The sequence below is a fragment of the Halomonas alkalisoli genome (genome assembly GCF_021412585.1).
GTDB classification, from domain to species: Bacteria; Pseudomonadota; Gammaproteobacteria; order Pseudomonadales; family Halomonadaceae; genus Halomonas; species Halomonas alkalisoli.
In genome coordinates, this window is the sequence record NZ_JAKCMI010000025.1 from 1 (window position 1) to 15,662 (window position 15,662).

A 15,662-nucleotide genomic window follows, 5' to 3' on the forward strand; every position below is an offset into this window, starting at 1 on the left:
CGAACCGAGCGCTCCTACAGCGATCCTCTCCACCGACGGTGCCACGCCGCTGTTGGAGGAAGCTTTAGCTCACGACTGGAGGCCGAAGGCCTCCCCGGTGGTGTTGGAAACGATGCGATTATCGCCGTGGCGGCGGCCTCCGCCGTGGCGCCTGGCGGCGCCAGGCGCGATGCGGAGTCGGAGCGCCGAACCGAGCGCTCCTACAGCGGATTTTTCCTGCCGTGGCAAGCGATTGCCACCCTGTCGGAGGAAGCTTCAGCTCACGACTGGAGGCCGTAGGCCTCCTGGCGGTGTTGGAAACGTTGCGATTACCGCCGTGGCGGCGGCCTCCGCCGGGGCGCCTGCGGCGCCAGTCGCGATGCGGAGTCGGAGCGCCGAACCGAGCGCTCCTACAGCGATCCTCTCCACCGACGGTGCCACGCCGCTGTTGGAGGAAGCTTTAGCTCACGACTGGAGGCCGAAGGCCTCCCGGCGGTGTTGCCGATGTGAGCAATAACTGCTGCCGCAGCAGCCTCTGCCGAGGCGCCTGGCGGCGCCAGTCGCGATGGGGACCAGCGCTCCAACAGCGGATTTTTCCTGCCGTGGCACCCTCAGCGTGTCACCAGCTGGCCCGCTTCATTCACGTCCAGGCGCTGGTTGCGCCCGGCCAGCATGGCGAAGATCGCGGATACCGCGACGATCAGCAGCAGGGCGGTGGTGACGATGGTCAGGCTGACGTCGAACTGCAGCAGGATACCCACCGCCAGCGGCCCCATGGCGGCCAGGGTGTAGCCGCCGCCCTGGGCCAGGCCGGAGAGCTTGCCGGCCAGGCGCGAGTTGGCGGTGCGCAGTACGATCAGCGTCAATGCCAGGCTGAAGCAGCCGCCCTGGCCAAGGCCGAGCAGTACCACACCGGCCCAGCGCCAGCTCGTGGGACCGAGCAGCAGCAGCCAGAGGCCGGCGCCGACACAGCCCAGCACCAGCATCAGGGCGGGGCGCTGGTCACGGCTGAAGCGTGCAAGCCAGGGTGCCCCCAGGGCCGAGATGAGCTGCACCATGACCGAAGCGCCCATCATCCAGCCGGCTTCCGACTCCCCATAGCCACGGGCCTGAAGCAGGGTGGGCAGCCAGCCGAAGACGATATAGGCCAGCGACGACTGTGTGCCCATGTAGAGCATCACCTGCCAGGCGAGCGGCTGGGAGAGCAGTTGGCGCAGGGAGCCGCCGCCTCCGGGCAGCGGCGTGCCCCTTGGGGTTCGCGGCATGAGCATGATCCAGGCCAGCAGGGCCGTCACGCCCAGCAGCGACCAACTGATCAGGCTGAGTCGCCAGCTGCCGAGCAGGTCGGCCAGCGGGATGCTGAGGCCGGCACCGAGGGCGCCCCCGAGGCACAGTGCCATGGTGTAGACACCGGTCATCAGGTCGGCCCCGGCGGGTATCTCGCGCTTGACCAGGGCCGGTAGCAGCGTGCCGGCCACGCCGATGGCGGCGCCCACCAGCAAGGTGCCGGCGAAAAGCAGCGGTGTGGCGGGGAGGCCGCGTAGCAGCAGGCCGGCGATCAGGGCGGCGAGCGCCAGTGTCAGGGTGTTCTCGGGCCCGAGCCGCTTGGCGAGCCAGGGGGCCAGGGGGGCGAAGATGCCCAGGCAGAGGACGGGCAGGGTGGTGAGCGCGCCGATGGCCAGCGGAGAGAGGCCGGTGTCCAGCTGCAGCCTGACCAGCAGGGGGGCGAGCGAGGAGAGCGCGGGCCTCAGGTTGAGGCCGACCAGCACCATCAGGAATAGAAACAGTATCATGCGGGCGGTGTTACGCTTCGTGTCAGTCGTCATCGCCTCGCCATTCCCGCCCTTTGGGCGGCTTTTTGGATGTGCCCGACGCATCGGTATGTTCGCCGTCACGGGGCGCAATCAAGGGGTGTTCGGGGGTGGGGGAGCCGAAGGTCACCACGCCGGGATCCAGGCTGGCCTTGACCTGGCGGCGAATGCCGGAGACATCCTCGGTGCTGATCAACAGCTCCCGGTCGTCCTGTCGTTGACGCTGTGCGATCAAGGGGCCATCGAAGGTCCAGCAGCGTTGGGGAACCTGTGAGACATGCCAGGTGCGCCCCTGCCAGTGAGCCAGGGCCTGTGTATCCAGTTCCAGCGCCTCCAGCGGTACCAGCGCGGCAAAGAGCCGAGCGTTCAGGACGAGTCCTCCGCTGGCCATGTTCACTGCACCCTGGTAACGCCTCTCATGCAGTTCCGTGAGAACGACGCTGCGTTTCTTCCGGGGCTCGACGGTGGCCTGCCCGCAAAGGTGGAGCAGGCCGTCGTCGATCTGCTTGATGACCCAGACCGGAATGGGCTGTTTGCCGGTCAGCCACTTCAGCATTGGTAGGGCACTTTCACAACGGCACGCCGATACGCGCTCATCCCTGTTCTCTCCCTATCGGCACGGTACACTCGGTATCGGTAGCACTCGTACGGCACAATTTGGCTGCCTACATTGGCACAGATCCCAGCAGTCTACCATGTGCCGAATCAGGCTTGGCGAGCGCCCTGGCCGCGACTGCGACGCCGGCGTGGTGCCCGGCTGTCGTCGCCGCTACGGTTGCCTTCGCTGCCACGCGAAGCGGCACCGCGGTTCCCGGTGCTGTTGCCGCCGTTGCCGCGCTGCCCCTGGCCGCCAGAGCGACCACCGCGCCCGCCGCGACCGTTCTCGATGGGCTCGGGCTTGGCGTTGGGGTCGGGCTCGAAGCCGGGCTCGACATGCTTGGTCAGGTCGCGCTTGATCAGCCGCTCGATACCCTTCAGCAGGCCATGCTCGTCGACGCAGACCAGTGAAACGGCCTGGCCGTCGCTGCCGGCTCGGCCGGTGCGGCCGATACGGTGAACGTAGTCTTCCGCCACGTTGGGCAGCTCGAAATTGACCACGTGGGGCAGTTCGTTGATATCGAGGCCGCGAGCCGCGATGTCGGTTGCCACCAATACCTGCAGGTCGCCGGTCTTGAAGGCGGCCAGGGCCTTGGTGCGCGCCGACTGGCTCTTGTTGCCGTGAATCGCCATGGCAGGGATGTCCTGCTTGGAGAGCTGCTCGGCCAGCCGGTTGGCGCCATGCTTGGTGCGGGTGAAGACCAACACCTGGTTCCAGCTGTGACGGGTGATCAGGTGGGCCAGCAGCTCACGCTTCTTCTCCCTGTCGACGCGATAGATCGACTGGTCGACGGTCTCGGCGGTAGTGTTGCGACGCGCCACCTCGATCATGGCCGGGTTATCGAGCAGCTTGCCGGCAAGCGCCTGGATCTCGTTGGAGAAGGTGGCCGAGAACAGCAGGTTCTGGCGCTTCTCGGGCAGCACGCGCAGGATCTTCTTGATGTCGTGGATGAAGCCCATGTCCAGCATGCGATCGGCTTCGTCGAGCACCAGGATCTCGACGTGGGAGAGGTCCACGTGCTTCTGCTGGTGCAGGTCGAGCAGGCGGCCGGGCGTGGCGATCAGGACGTCCAGGCCGGGGCGGATGGCATCCACCTGGGGCTGCTGACCTACGCCGCCGAAGATGACATGGCTCTTCATGGTGAGGTGGCGACCGTAGTCGGCCACGCTTTCGCCCACCTGGGCGGCCAGTTCGCGGGTCGGCGTCAGGATCAGGGCGCGAATCTGGCGCTTGCCGGGTCGCGGTCCTTCCGCCAGGCGTTGCAGCATCGGCAGGGTGAAGCCGGCGGTCTTGCCGGTGCCGGTCTGGGCGCTGGCCAGCAGGTCGCCACCATTGAGGACGGCAGGTATCGCCTGGCGCTGAATGGGGGTCGGAATCGTGTAGCCCTGTGCCTCAACGGCACGGAGCAGTTCGGCACGCAGGCCGAGTTCGGAAAAGGTCATGCGGTCTCCGCAGATACGCCTCCGCCGTGCCATGTGCGTCTTGCACATGACCAGTCCCGGGCCAAGGCGTGAAAAATTCGGTTCAGGGCGCGGCAGGAGGGACTACAGGTTGCCGCGAAGGCGCATTATGCCACAGCGTTGGCGGTAGCGCAGCTTGTTCCTGCGCCACCGCCTTGTTTTCCGGGCAGATGATTTTCCAGCGTGGCGCTTGTCCAACGGGATTTTCCAGGAATGCCTTCCAGGCTCCCGGTTACGGAAGGTTCTGCTTGATGCGTGCCCGAGTGGCGGCATTGAGGCCCTTGACGTTGTCGAGGGCTTCCGGTTTGAGTGCCTTCAACTGCTCGAGGTCGCTGATACCGTGGGCGAAGAGCGCCCTGGCGCTGACCGGGCCGATGCCGTCGAGCAGGGTGAGCCGCTGTGCGAAGCGGTCGATGTAGGCCTGCTGTGCCTGCTGGTCCAGGTGATCACAGGCGCCGCGACCATAGAGCTCGCCGGCCAGCCGGTTCATGCTCCGCTCGAGGCGCTCCAGCATCGGCAGCTCGATGTCCGGATGCTGCCGCAGGCGCTCCTGCAGCTCCGTCAGTGCCTGGCTGGCCGTCTGCAGCGAGGCTACCGCCGTTGCCGGTTCGGCATCCATTGCTGCGAGCAGGCTCGACTCGAACTCACGCGCCTGCGCTTGCAGCGACAGCGCATCGTCCCGTGAAAGGGTGGTTTCATGCTGCCCGGTATCGCTCATGACGCTGTTCCTGTTCGATTCTGTGATTGCAGTACGCTACTAGCGTAGCGTACTCGTCGCCTCATCGATGGCGACGTACGGTTGCGGCCACCTGGTCGGCCACCTGATCCCAGCTTCTGCCCAGGGCCCTCACCAGGGCGGGGTAGCCGTCATCGTCGAGCTCCGTCTCTGCGCGGAAGTTCTCCATGGCCAGCAGGGTTCCATCCGCTGCCAGCAGCTGCCACTGGCCGCTGGCCACCGCCAGGCCGTCGTAGCGGCCCTGGAAACTATCGACCTCCAGCCGCAGGAACAGCGCATCGGGCTCCCGCTGGCCGCCTTCGTCGCGCAGGACACGGGTGTCGCCCAGGCGCTCGGCAAGGCGTGCCCGCATGCCTCGTTCGAGCTGGCGCCCCAGGGGTTCGGCCCAGAGGTGCTGGCGAGCCGCATTCAGGCTGATGTCGTCGAGCTGCAGCACGATGCCATCCACGTCCAGGTAGTGGGCCAGGCGCGGGGCACGGACCCGTAGCACATGTTCGGCACCGGGCCCGCCGGAGGGTACGGCCTGGCTGTCGGGCAGCATGAAGCGATTGGCCGGCGTGGTGCTGGTGGCGCAGCCGCTGAGCCCGAGCAGCATCGCCAGGGTGAGAAGGGCAGGCAATGTCCTCATGCACGGCTCCGTTGCGCAGGTCTCGAAGTCTTGAAACTCATTCCAGGTTCCCTGTTCAGTTCAGTTGCGTCTCGGTGCGCGGGGTTGCGGGTCGTCGGTATCCAGGCTGTCGAACAGCAGCGCCCGCGGATTCTCGTTGAGCGTGCGGGTCACCGGCTGGAGGTCGCGCATCATGCGTTCGAGGCGCTCGGCGGCGCCGCTCAGCTCGCGATAGGCACTGGAGTCCGGCGACATGCCCTCCAGCGTCTCCTGCAGGGCCACCAGCGTCGCGTTCAGGTTGCTCGGCAGGCTGCGAGTGCCAGGGTCGTCGAGCATGGCCTGCAGCGAGCTGCTCAGCTCGCGCACTTCGGTAAGCATGGCCTCCGATGTTGCCAGGTTGCGGTCGAGGCCGGCCAGCAGCGGCTCGATCTCCAGGTCGTTGAGCTTGGTGAGCAGGCTGGTCACCTGGGATTCGATCTGGGCAAATCCGGCCGAGGTGATCGGGAAGACGGTCCGGTTGCTGAAGGTTTCCGCTATGTAGCTGTCGGCCTCTTCGCGATGGAAATTGATATCCACGAACATGGCGCCGGTGAGCAGGTTGCCCGACTTGAGCGAGGCGCGCAGCCCGGTATCGAAGAGCCGCCGGAAGCGCTGCTCCCACTCCTCGAGATCCACTTCCTGGTTCTCGATGCCCAGCCGCTGGGGCTCGATGCGGATCAGTACCGGGATCGAGAAGCCGCCGCGGTTCGCCGGCTGGGAGGCGGTGAACTGCCAGGGTACCGCGGCCACCGTGCCGATGCGCACCCCGCGAAACTCTACCGGCGCCCCCCGGGACAGGCCGCGAACGGTATCTTCCACCAGCAGTACGTATTCCAGGTAGCGGTTGAAGGTGCCCTGGCGAGCGCTGTCCTCATCGGGATAGAGGTTGAAGGCGGTGTCGTCCGCCACCGGATTGCCGCGGGGCAGGTCCTCGGGCACGCCGAATGTCACCCCGCCTCCCAGCAGGGCCTCCAGGGATTCGACGTTGACCCGGATGCCATCGGCGTCGAGGCGCAGGTCGACGCCGCTGGCGGACCAGAAGCGCGTAGTGTCGGTGACCAGCCGGTCGTAAGGGCTCTCGATGAAGATGCGTTGGTCCATGCGGCGGGCCTCGGCATCGAAGTTGACCTCCTCCACGCGTCCCACCGTGTAGCCCTGGAAGGTGACGGGGTCGCCGGGACGCAGCGAGTTGCCCAGCTGGCTGATCAGGTTGACGCGAACGCCGGCGGCATCCGCCGGGGCCACTGGGGGCTGGTCGCTCACCTCGAACTCCCGGACGCCCGGCTCGCCCCTGCCGGGCTGCAGCTGGATGAAGGCCCCGGAGAGCACGGTGCCCAAACCGCTGATGCCTTCGCGGCCGATACGCGGCTTCACGACCCAGAAGCGGCTGCCCTCGGTCAGCATGGCATCGGAGTCCGGCGCCATGCGTGCGGAGATCACGGTATGGGTCAGGTCGTCGGAAAGCTGTACCCGTTCGACGCGCCCCACCTCGACGTTGCGGGTCTTGATCAGCGTGCTGCCGGCCTCGATGCCTTCGGCGTTGGACATGGTCAAGGTGATCAACGGGCCACGACTGCGATAGTTGTCGTATACCAGCCACAGGCCGATCACGATGGCAACGATGGGGACGATCCAGATCGGCGACAGCCGTGCCTGGGGCGAGGGCTTGGCACGGTGCAGCTCCCGGGTATCGGGTTCGCGGGGTGTCTCGCTCATTCAGAGATTCCTTGCGGGTCGCGGGTGGCACGCGGCGGAGGCGTGTCCCAGATCAGGCGTGGGTCGAAGGTCATGGCGGCCAGCATGGTCAGTACCACGACACTGCCGAAGGCCAGGGCGGCGGGGCCCGGGGTAATGGACATCAGCGACCCGGCGCGAATCAGGGCGACCAGGATGGCCACCACGAAGACGTCGACCATGGACCAGCGGCCGATGAACTCGGTGAGGCGGTAGAGCCGCGTTCGCGTGCCGGCGTTGAGTTCGTTGCTGCGCTTGACCACCAGGCAGAGCCAGGATAGTGCCACCAGTTTCCCCACCGGGACGATCACGCTGGCGGTGAAGATCACTGCCGCGATAGGCCAGGAGCCCATCTGGATCAACTCCACGACACCGCCGATGATGGTCGATGGCGTGGAATGTCCCAGGCTGGTGGTGGTCATGATCGGATAGAGGTTGGCCGGCACGTACATCACCGCGGCGGCGGCCAGCAGGGCCCAGGTTCGCTGCAGGCTATGCGGCATGCGGGCGTGCAGCTGTTCATCGCAGCGTCGACAATGCGTTTTCCCTTGCGGCGAGAGTCGGTTGACCAGGCCGCAGGTGGGGCAGCCGGTCAAACCCTGGGAGGCCGCTGTCTGGCCCGAGCGAGCCCCCTCCGGTGCCAAGGGTTCGCCGCTGAGAGAGAACCACATCCAGTCCGAATCGAGGGATTGCGTGGTCGACAGCAGCAGAATGGCGAAGGCGCAGAAGGCCCAGAAGGAGACGCCGAGCTCGATCTGCGCCATGCCGGCGACCTTGATCAGGCTGACCAGCGCGCCAATGATGAAGACGTCTGCCATCATCCAGGGGTGCAGGTGGGAGAGCGAGCGGGCGATATTGCGACTGGACGGCAACGGCTCGCCACGCAGCAGGCCGAACTGCAGCCAGATCACCCCGAGCAGGTAGACGGCGGGCAAGACCAGGATGGTCAGGATCACGGCGATCGCCACCAGGGGCTGGTGGAAGCCGATCAGCGTCGTGGCGGTCTGGGAAAGCTCGATGTTGTTGCCGATACCCCCCACGCTGAAGCTGACGAACGGAAAGGAGGCCGCCAGCATCAGCGCGATGAGTGCCGATATGGCCAGGGCCATGCTACGTTGGGCCGGTCGATGGTGGCGCGTGGCCAGCGTATGTCCACAGCGGGGGCAGTCGGCCTTCTGTCCGCCACGCAGGGGCGGCAGCGCGACCAGCCAGTCGCACTCGTGGCAGGCGCGCAGGCGCCGCCGCGAGGTGCGTGCCTCGGGCGGGTACTGGTCCACCAGGGGCTCGCCCTGCGGAAAACCAGGAGTTCGGAACGTTCGTACGGGTTGCCTGGGCACCGGCGTCGTTTACCTGAAGCATTTACCTGAGACGGGAAGAAAAGAGCGCCACCAACTGCCGCTCGGCAGTACACATCATGTCGACATGGCCATGGGCGTCAAACGAAAGTGTGACATGTTGACGCCATGCATACCATATACAAACATTCGGCACTGAATGTTCCCGAGGAAATGGAATGTTGCTACCCGCTCTCGCCGTCATTGGCGGTCTGGTTCTGCTGGTCTGGAGCGCCGAGCGCTTCGTCGAAGGGGCGGCAGCCACATCCCGTCGCCTGGGTGTCTCACCACTGCTGATCGGCATGCTGGTGCTTGGCTTCGGTACATCGGCACCGGAACTGATGGTATCGGCACTGGCGGCGGGGCAAGGCAATCCGGGGCTGGCGCTGGGTAATGCCTACGGCTCGAATATCGCCAACATCGGCCTGATTCTCGGGCTGGTGGCACTGGCGTCGCCGCTGTCGGTGCACTCCGGGGTGATTCGCCGGGAGCTGCCGCTGTTGGGTGGGGTGACGCTGCTGTCGGCCCTGTTGATGTGGGGCGGGGTGATCGGGCGCATGGAGGGCAGCCTGCTGCTGGCACTGCTGGCCGCGTTCATCCTGTTCAGTATCCTGCAGGCCCGCCGAGCCGGGCCGGATGCCCTGGCGGCGGAGACCGAGGAGAGCCTGGCGGTCAAGCCCATGTCGCTCAAGGCTGGGCTGGTCTGGACCCTGGTGGGCCTGCTGCTGCTGATCGTGAGTTCACGCATCCTGGTGTGGGGGGCGGTTGCCATCGCCCAGGGCTTTGGCGTCAGCGACCTGATCATCGGGCTCACCGTGGTGGCGGTGGGTACATCGCTGCCCGAGCTGGCCGCCTCGGTCAGCGCTTTGCGCCGGGGTGAGCACGACCTGGTGCTGGGCAACGTGGTCGGCTCGAACCTCTTCAATACGCTGGGCGTCGTCGGGCTCGCCGCGGTGATCCGGCCCATCGAGGTCGGCAGCGAGGTGCTGCTGCGGGACTGGAGCCTGATGGCTGTCATGACGGCGCTGATGGTGGTCTTCGCCATGGGCTGGCGGGGGCGCCCGGGCCGTATCAATCGCCTCGAAGGGGCCGTGCTGCTGACCCTGTTCCTCGGCTATATGCTCTTCATGATCCGGCTGGTGGTGCTGTCCGGCAGCGCTTGAGCCCACCTGAAGAGGGAGAGCATCCAGGGAGTGCTGCGACAACCAGACACAGGAAAAGCGGAGTCATAACGGTTACTGTTCAGCTTCGTTGTCGGCCCTGTCGTGAGGCCGGGCAGCCGCTGGTCGCAACGCCGTTACAGGACGGCGTCACACCAGCCAGGCTGCTAGGCTCATCAGCAGGCCGTTAGTCTCATCAGAGTGTCGAGGTGGAATGCGTCACGGCAAGCCAGGAGGGCGTTGCCGGAGGCACAAAAGCACACGGTGTGCATCCGCATCCCTTGAGACGTGAACTCTTTGCAGCCAAGAGGTATTGCGTCATGGAGCTAGATCCCCTGTTGCTGTCACGATTGCAGTTCGCTTTCGTGGTTTCCTTCCACGCCATCTTTCCGGTCTTCACCATCGGCCTGGCGTCCTACATTGCCGTGCTTCATGCGCTGTTCTACAAGACCGCCAACCCGGCCTGGGACCGCCTGGCCCAGCTCTGGACCCGGGTCTTTGCCGTGGCGTTCGGCATGGGGGTGGTGTCGGGCATCGTCATGTCCTTCCAGTTCGGCACCAACTGGAGCAACTTCGCCCAGTCCACCGCCAACTTCATGGGGCCGCTGCTGAGCTACGAGGTCGTCACCGCCTTCTTCCTCGAAGCGGCCTTCCTCGGCGTGCTGCTGTTCGGCCGTGGCCGGGTGCCCCAGGGCGTGCATCTGTTCGCCGCCATCATGGTGGCAGTGGGCACCTTCATTTCGACCTTCTGGATACTCTCCGCCAACAGCTGGATGCACACCCCGGCCGGGGTCGAGGTGATCAACGGCGTCTTTCGCGTGACCTCCTGGACCGAGGCGATATTCAACCCTTCGTTTCCGTATCGTCTCGCCCATATGGCCATGGCATCGTTCATTACCGGTGGCTTCGTGGTGGCCGGGGTCAGCGCCTGGTACCTGCTGATCGGCCGCGACGTGGAAGCCAACCGCAAGGCGCTCTCCATGTGCCTGTGGATGCTGCTGGTGCTGACGCCGAGCCAGGCCCTGGTGGGCGACTTCCACGGTCTCAATACCCTGGAGTACCAGCCCACCAAGCTGGCGGCCATGGAGGGTAACTGGGAAACCCGGGAGGGGGCGCCGTTCCTGCTGTTTGCCTGGCCGGACCAGACGGCCCAGCAGAACCGCTTCGAGATCGGCATCCCCTATGCGGCGAGCCTGATCCTGACTCACGAGCTGCATGGCGAGGTGCCGGGCATTCTCGAGGCGCCGCCTGAGGAGCAGCCGCCGGTTGCCCTGGTGTTCTGGTCGTTCCGGATCATGGTCGGCCTCGGCTTCCTGATGATCGCGGTCTCCCTGCTGGGATTCTATCTGCGGCGGGGCGGGCGCCTCTATCACTCCCGTCGATTCCTGCAGACGCTCCGGCTGATGTCGGTGACGCCCTTCATCGCGGTGCTAGCCGGCTGGGTCACCACCGAGTCGGGACGAGCCCCCTGGCTTGTCTACGGGATGATGACCCATGCGGAAGGGGTCACGCCCTCGCTGACCGGTGGCATGGCGCTGTTCACGCTGCTCGGCTACATCACGGTCTATGGCGTGATCTTCTATGCCGGCACCTACTACCTGACGCGGGTCATCCGCTACGGCATGCAGCCCCGGGATGAAGAGAAGCTGGTCGACGACTTCGAGACGCCCAAGCGGCCCTGGTCGGCTGCCAGCACCCCCTTCGACGACGACCCCACCAAGGCGGAGGGCTGAGACATGGAGATGTTCGACCTGTCATTGATCTGGGCGCTGATCATCGGCTTCGGCATCATGATGTACGTGCTCATGGACGGCTTCGACCTGGGGCTTGGCATCCTCTTTCCCTTCGCACCGGACGAGGATGCCCGGGACGTGATGATGAACTCTGTCGCGCCGGTGTGGGATGGTAACGAGACCTGGCTGGTGCTGGGGGGCGCGGGGCTGCTGGGCGCCTTTCCTCTGGTCTATTCCGTGTTCCTGCCGGCGCTCTATATCGGTGTATTCCTGATGCTGGCGGGGCTGGTATTTCGCGGCGTGGCCTTCGAGCTGCGCTTCAAGTCGCATCGCGATCGCCGCGGTCGCCGGATGTGGAACCGAGCGTTCAGTTGGGGGTCGGCCATCGCCGCCTTTGCCCAGGGGGCCGTGGTGGGTACCTATATCCAGGGCTTCGAGACCCAGGACCGCGTCTTCGTGGGGGGCGCCTTCGACTGGCTCACTCCCTTCTCGGTACTGACCGGGATCGGCATCATGATCGGCTACACGCTGCTGGGTACCACCTGGCTGATCCTCAAGTCGGAGGGCTATATCCAGGCCTGGGCCTACAGGCTGACACCGCGGCTGCTGCTGGCGGTGCTGGCGATCTTCGCCATCATCAGCATCTGGACGCCGCTGGTGAATCCACTGGTCTGGGAGCGCTGGTTCGGCAACATCGGCTGGATCTGGATACTCCCCGCGCTGACCCTGCTCTGCATGTTTGTCGTCCACTGGTCGGTGAAGCGTCGCCGGGAGCTGATGCCCTTCATGGCCACCCTGGGCATGTTCCTGTTCACCTACCTGGGGCTGGTGGTCAGCAAGTGGCCGATGATCGTGCCGCCGGACTACACCATCTGGGACGCCGCCTCGGCGCCGGAATCGCAGCTGTTCCTGCTGATCGGGGTGCTCTTCGTGCTGCCCTTCGTGCTGGTCTATACCTTCTGGTCCTACTGGGTCTTCCGCGGCAAGGTCAGGGTTGGCGAAGGGTATCACTGAGCCAATGGGCGAGCGCTTCGGCCCGGAATTGACGCCGCGCCGCTGGCTGGCGGCCCATGCCGCCGGCCAGCGAGTCTGGCTGACGCTGGCGGCGCTGGCCGGCTTCGCTGTCGGCGCCCTGACCATCGTGCAGATGCTGCTGCTGGCCTGGATCATCAGTCGCCTGCTCGTGGACGGTGCCAGCGTGGCGTCGCTTGGCGGTGGCTTTCTGGCCCTGGCTGCGGTGCTGCCGGTGCGTGCCCTGGCCCAGTGGGGGCAGGAGCTGGCGGGCCAGGAAGCCAGCCTGCGCATCCGCCGGGCGGTGCGGGCCGAACTGCTCGATCACCTCGCGGCCATGGGGCCTGTGCGTGCCGGTGCTCGCCATACGGCAGGGCTGGCCAGCCAGCTGGTGGAGCAGGTCGAGGCGTTGGACGGCTATTTCGCCCGCTTCCTGCCGCAGCTTCGGCTGGCCGTGGCGATTCCCGTGATGATCCTGGTCGTGGTGCTGTGGCTGGACTGGCTGGCCGCACTCTTCCTGCTGCTGGCGGCTCCCTTGATCCCCCTGTTCATGGCGCTGGTGGGGATGGGGGCGGAGCGACTGAATCAGGCGCAGTTTGCCGCGGTCAGTCGCCTGGCCGGCCACTTTCTCGATCGCGTTCGCGGCATCGCCACGCTTCAGCTGTTCCACCGCACCGAAGCGGCAACCCACGAGGTGCACGAGGCGGCCGACGACTACCGGCGGCTGAGCATGCGCACCCTGCGGCTCGCCTTTCTCTCCTCGGCGGTGCTGGAGTTCTTCGCCTCGGTGGCCATCGCCGTGGTCGCCATCTATGTCGGCTTCGGGCTGCTGGGCTATATCGACTATGGCCCGTCGCCGCAGCTGACGCTGTTCACCGGGCTGCTGGTGCTGCTGCTGGCGCCGGAGTTCTTCCAGCCCCTGCGCAGCCTGGCCCAGCACTATCATGATCGCGCCGCCGCCCTGGGTGCGGCGGACGGCATGGTGGCGCTGCTGTCCGAAGCGGCGGCGGAGCAGAGGACAGGTCGGCCCCGGCCGGTCCGGGAAGCCGGCCAGGTGGTCTCACTCGTCAATGTCACCCTCGACCACCCGGGGCGTGGCCGGGTGCTGGGGCCGCTGGACCTGACCGTGCGCCAGGGCGATATCCTGGCGATAACGGGGCCTTCCGGGGTCGGCAAGTCGGCCCTGCTGCAGCTGCTGGCGGGCTTCGTGGCCCCGGACCAGGGCGAAAGGCGTGTCATGGATGGGCTGAGCTTCGCCTGGATGGACCAGCGGCCTCTGCTGATCCCTGGCAGCCTGGCCGACAATCTTCGCCTGGCCGCCCCCGGGGCGAGTGACGCCGAATTGCACCAGGCCCTGCGTCACGCCGGTCTGGCCGATGTGGTGGATGCGCTGCCTGGTGGCCTCGCGACCCCTCTGGGAGAGCGCGGCTCGGGGCTCTCCGGCGGCCAGGCGCAGCGGCTCGCGCTTGCGCGGGTGTTTCTCTCCAATTCGCCACTGGTGCTGCTGGACGAGCCCACCGCCAGCCTCGACGAGGGTGCCGAGGCCGGGATCATCGAATCGCTGCGACAGCTTTCCGATACCGGTCGTACCCTGGTGATTGCCACCCATCATCCGGCATTGATGGCGCTGGCGACTCGGCGCCTGGTACTGGCCGAAGGCCGGGTCGTGTCGGATAGCGGCGAGGCGAAGGGCGATGAGAAGGACGATGAGAGGCGCGACGATGCGTGATCCTTCGCTGCCGATAACCCTGCGCCCCTGGCTACGCCTGTTGGCGCGCCGGCGCCGGCGGCTAATGGCCGGGGCTGCGTTGCTGGCGCTTACGCTGGGCTCCGCCATCGGCCTGCTGGCCCTCTCGGGCTGGTTCATTACCGCCAGCGCCCTGACCGGCATGGCGTTGGCGGCGGGGCTCGCGGCGACCCTCGACGTTCATGTGCCCGGCGGCGGGATACGCACCTTCGCCGTGACCCGGACCGTGGCGCGCTACGTCGAGCGTCTCTACAACCATGACACCGTGCTGCGGCTGCTGGCCGATCTGCGTGGCACGCTCTTTGCCGTCATGGCGCGGCTCGACGAGCGTGTGCTGGCTCGTCGGCGTGCCAGCGACTGGCTCAACCGCCTGACCGCCGATATCGACACCCTGGACAGTCTCTACCTGCGTCTGCTCGCCCCGCCGGCAGTAGCGCTGCTGGCGGTCCTGCTGCTGTCGGGCTTTGTGGCGCTGTGGGTGCCCGTGGCGGGCCTGGCGGTGGCGGCGCTGCTGCTGTCTGCCTGGCTCTGGCTCACCGTCGGGCAGGCCTGGCTCGGGATGGCGCCGAGCCACAGCCAGGTCAGCCACGTACAGCGCCTGCGTAGCCAGGCCATCGAGCATCTGCAGGGCCAGGCGGAACTGGAGGCCTACGGCGCCCGCGACGCTCATCGCCGCCTGCTGCTGCAGCGCGAGTCGCAATTGCAGCAGCTCCAGCGCTCTCTGGGGCGGCTGTCCGGTTTTGGCACGTCGCTGGTCAACCTGATGGTCGGGCTCGCCATGCTGACGGCACTCTGGTTGGCCGCGATGGCCTGGGAGCAGGGCGGCATCAGCGGGGCCGTGATGGTCATGCTGCCGCTGGCGGTGCTTGCCACGGGGGAGGCGCTGGCGCTGCTGCCCGTGGCCTTCACCCACCTGGGGGCGACTCGCGCCGCGGCCGAACGGCTCAATGAGCTGGTGGCATCCGGGGGCGAGGGCACGAAGCCGGGCCATGAGGCGCTGCCGGCAGGGCCGCTGTCGGTTGTCCTGCGGGGGGTGACCCTGCGCTATCCCGGCGCGTTGCAGCCGGCACTGGAGAGTGTCGACCTCGCGCTGCCCGCCGGAGCGCGACTGGCCCTGACGGGCGCCTCCGGTGCCGGCAAATCCAGCGTGGCGGCGCTGCTGACGCGCCAGTTGCCACCGACAGCCGGCGAGATACGGCTCGGTGGCAGCGCACTCCATAACATCGAAGAACGATCGCTGCGCGAGCGAGTGGCTATCCTGGGGCAGCGCGTCGATCTCTTTCAGGACAGCCTCGCGCACAATCTGTATCTGGCCGACCCCAAGGCCGATGAGTCTGAGCTGTGGCGGGCACTGGCCTGGGTGGAGCTCGCGGATTGGGCCGAGTCGCTCCCCCGCGGCCTGGCTACCCGGGTGGGCGAGGGTGGGCGTCAGCTCTCGGGGGGGCAGGCGCGTCGCCTCGCCCTGGCGCGGCTGTGGCTGCGTGACCCTGGGCTGGTGATCCTCGACGAACCCTTTGCCGGGCTGGATGCCGAGCTGGCGGCCAGGCTCTCGGGTCGCCTCGACCAATGGCTCGCCGGTCGCACCGTTATCTACCTGGTGCACCAGCTCGCCGGGGCCTTCGAACCACCGGGTATCACCCGTCATGAGCGCCTCTATCAGGGGCGGTTGACCGATTGCGCAGCGCACTCGTTTCGATCAGGATGAAGAGAAAC

Annotated in this window: 12 protein-coding genes; 5 read left to right on the forward strand and 7 right to left on the reverse strand. The window is 66.7% G+C overall.

Features of this window, described 5'->3' with window-relative positions; translation table 11 throughout:
* Positions 1 to 590: 590 nt before the first annotated feature.
* The 7 genes from LY622_RS10575 to LY622_RS10605 all read right to left on the reverse strand — a co-directional run bounded on the left by LY622_RS10575 (position 591) and on the right by LY622_RS10605 (position 8,241).
* On the reverse strand, positions 591 to 1,805 hold the full coding sequence (locus LY622_RS10575; RefSeq protein WP_234290869.1) for an MFS transporter: 1,215 nt from the start codon (positions 1,803 to 1,805) through the stop codon (positions 591 to 593).
* The gene (locus tag LY622_RS10580) at positions 1,795 to 2,346 is read right to left on the reverse strand and encodes a hypothetical protein (RefSeq protein WP_234290870.1); all 552 of its coding nucleotides are present in this window, start codon (positions 2,344 to 2,346) and stop codon (positions 1,795 to 1,797) included. Before LY622_RS10580 ends, LY622_RS10575 begins: the two co-directional genes overlap by 11 nt.
* A gap of 149 nt (positions 2,347 to 2,495) precedes the next feature.
* Positions 2,496 to 3,830 (reverse strand): DEAD/DEAH box helicase, encoded by a 1,335-nt coding sequence (locus LY622_RS10585; RefSeq protein WP_234290871.1) that lies wholly within the window; start codon positions 3,828 to 3,830, stop codon positions 2,496 to 2,498.
* 250 nt (positions 3,831 to 4,080) lie between these two features.
* The gene (locus LY622_RS10590; protein WP_234290872.1) at positions 4,081 to 4,566 is read right to left on the reverse strand and encodes a helix-hairpin-helix domain-containing protein; all 486 of its coding nucleotides are present in this window, start codon (positions 4,564 to 4,566) and stop codon (positions 4,081 to 4,083) included.
* 61 nt (positions 4,567 to 4,627) lie between these two features.
* Positions 4,628 to 5,212: a PqiC family protein gene (locus LY622_RS10595; RefSeq protein WP_234290873.1), complete on the reverse strand. Its 585-nt coding sequence runs from the start codon at positions 5,210 to 5,212 to the stop codon at positions 4,628 to 4,630.
* Between the two features lie 60 nt (positions 5,213 to 5,272).
* Positions 5,273 to 6,946: an intermembrane transport protein PqiB gene (gene pqiB / locus LY622_RS10600; protein WP_234290874.1), complete on the reverse strand. Its 1,674-nt coding sequence runs from the start codon at positions 6,944 to 6,946 to the stop codon at positions 5,273 to 5,275.
* Positions 6,943 to 8,241, reverse strand: coding sequence for a PqiA/YebS family transporter subunit (locus tag LY622_RS10605; protein WP_234290875.1), 1,299 nt, complete (start codon positions 8,239 to 8,241; stop codon positions 6,943 to 6,945). Before LY622_RS10605 ends, pqiB begins: the two co-directional genes overlap by 4 nt.
* Before the next feature lie 236 nt (positions 8,242 to 8,477).
* Here LY622_RS10605 and LY622_RS10610 point away from each other — a divergent pair, with 236 nt between their 5' ends.
* From LY622_RS10610 to cydC, 5 genes are all read left to right on the forward strand, one after another.
* Positions 8,478 to 9,461, forward strand: a complete 984-nt coding sequence (locus LY622_RS10610) for a calcium/sodium antiporter (protein WP_234290876.1) — start codon at positions 8,478 to 8,480, stop codon at positions 9,459 to 9,461.
* A 317-nt stretch (positions 9,462 to 9,778) separates the two neighbouring features.
* Positions 9,779 to 11,191, forward strand: a complete 1,413-nt coding sequence (locus tag LY622_RS10615; protein ID WP_234290877.1) for a cytochrome ubiquinol oxidase subunit I — start codon at positions 9,779 to 9,781, stop codon at positions 11,189 to 11,191.
* Between the two features lie 3 nt (positions 11,192 to 11,194).
* Positions 11,195 to 12,205, forward strand: a complete 1,011-nt coding sequence (cydB, locus tag LY622_RS10620; protein WP_234290878.1) for a cytochrome d ubiquinol oxidase subunit II — start codon at positions 11,195 to 11,197, stop codon at positions 12,203 to 12,205.
* A gap of 4 nt (positions 12,206 to 12,209) precedes the next feature.
* Positions 12,210 to 13,931, forward strand: coding sequence for a thiol reductant ABC exporter subunit CydD (cydD, locus tag LY622_RS10625; protein WP_234290879.1), 1,722 nt, complete (start codon positions 12,210 to 12,212; stop codon positions 13,929 to 13,931).
* On the forward strand, positions 13,924 to 15,654 hold the full coding sequence (gene cydC / locus LY622_RS10630) for a thiol reductant ABC exporter subunit CydC (protein WP_234290880.1): 1,731 nt from the start codon (positions 13,924 to 13,926) through the stop codon (positions 15,652 to 15,654). Before cydD ends, cydC begins: the two co-directional genes overlap by 8 nt.
* Positions 15,655 to 15,662 lie beyond the last annotated feature (8 nt).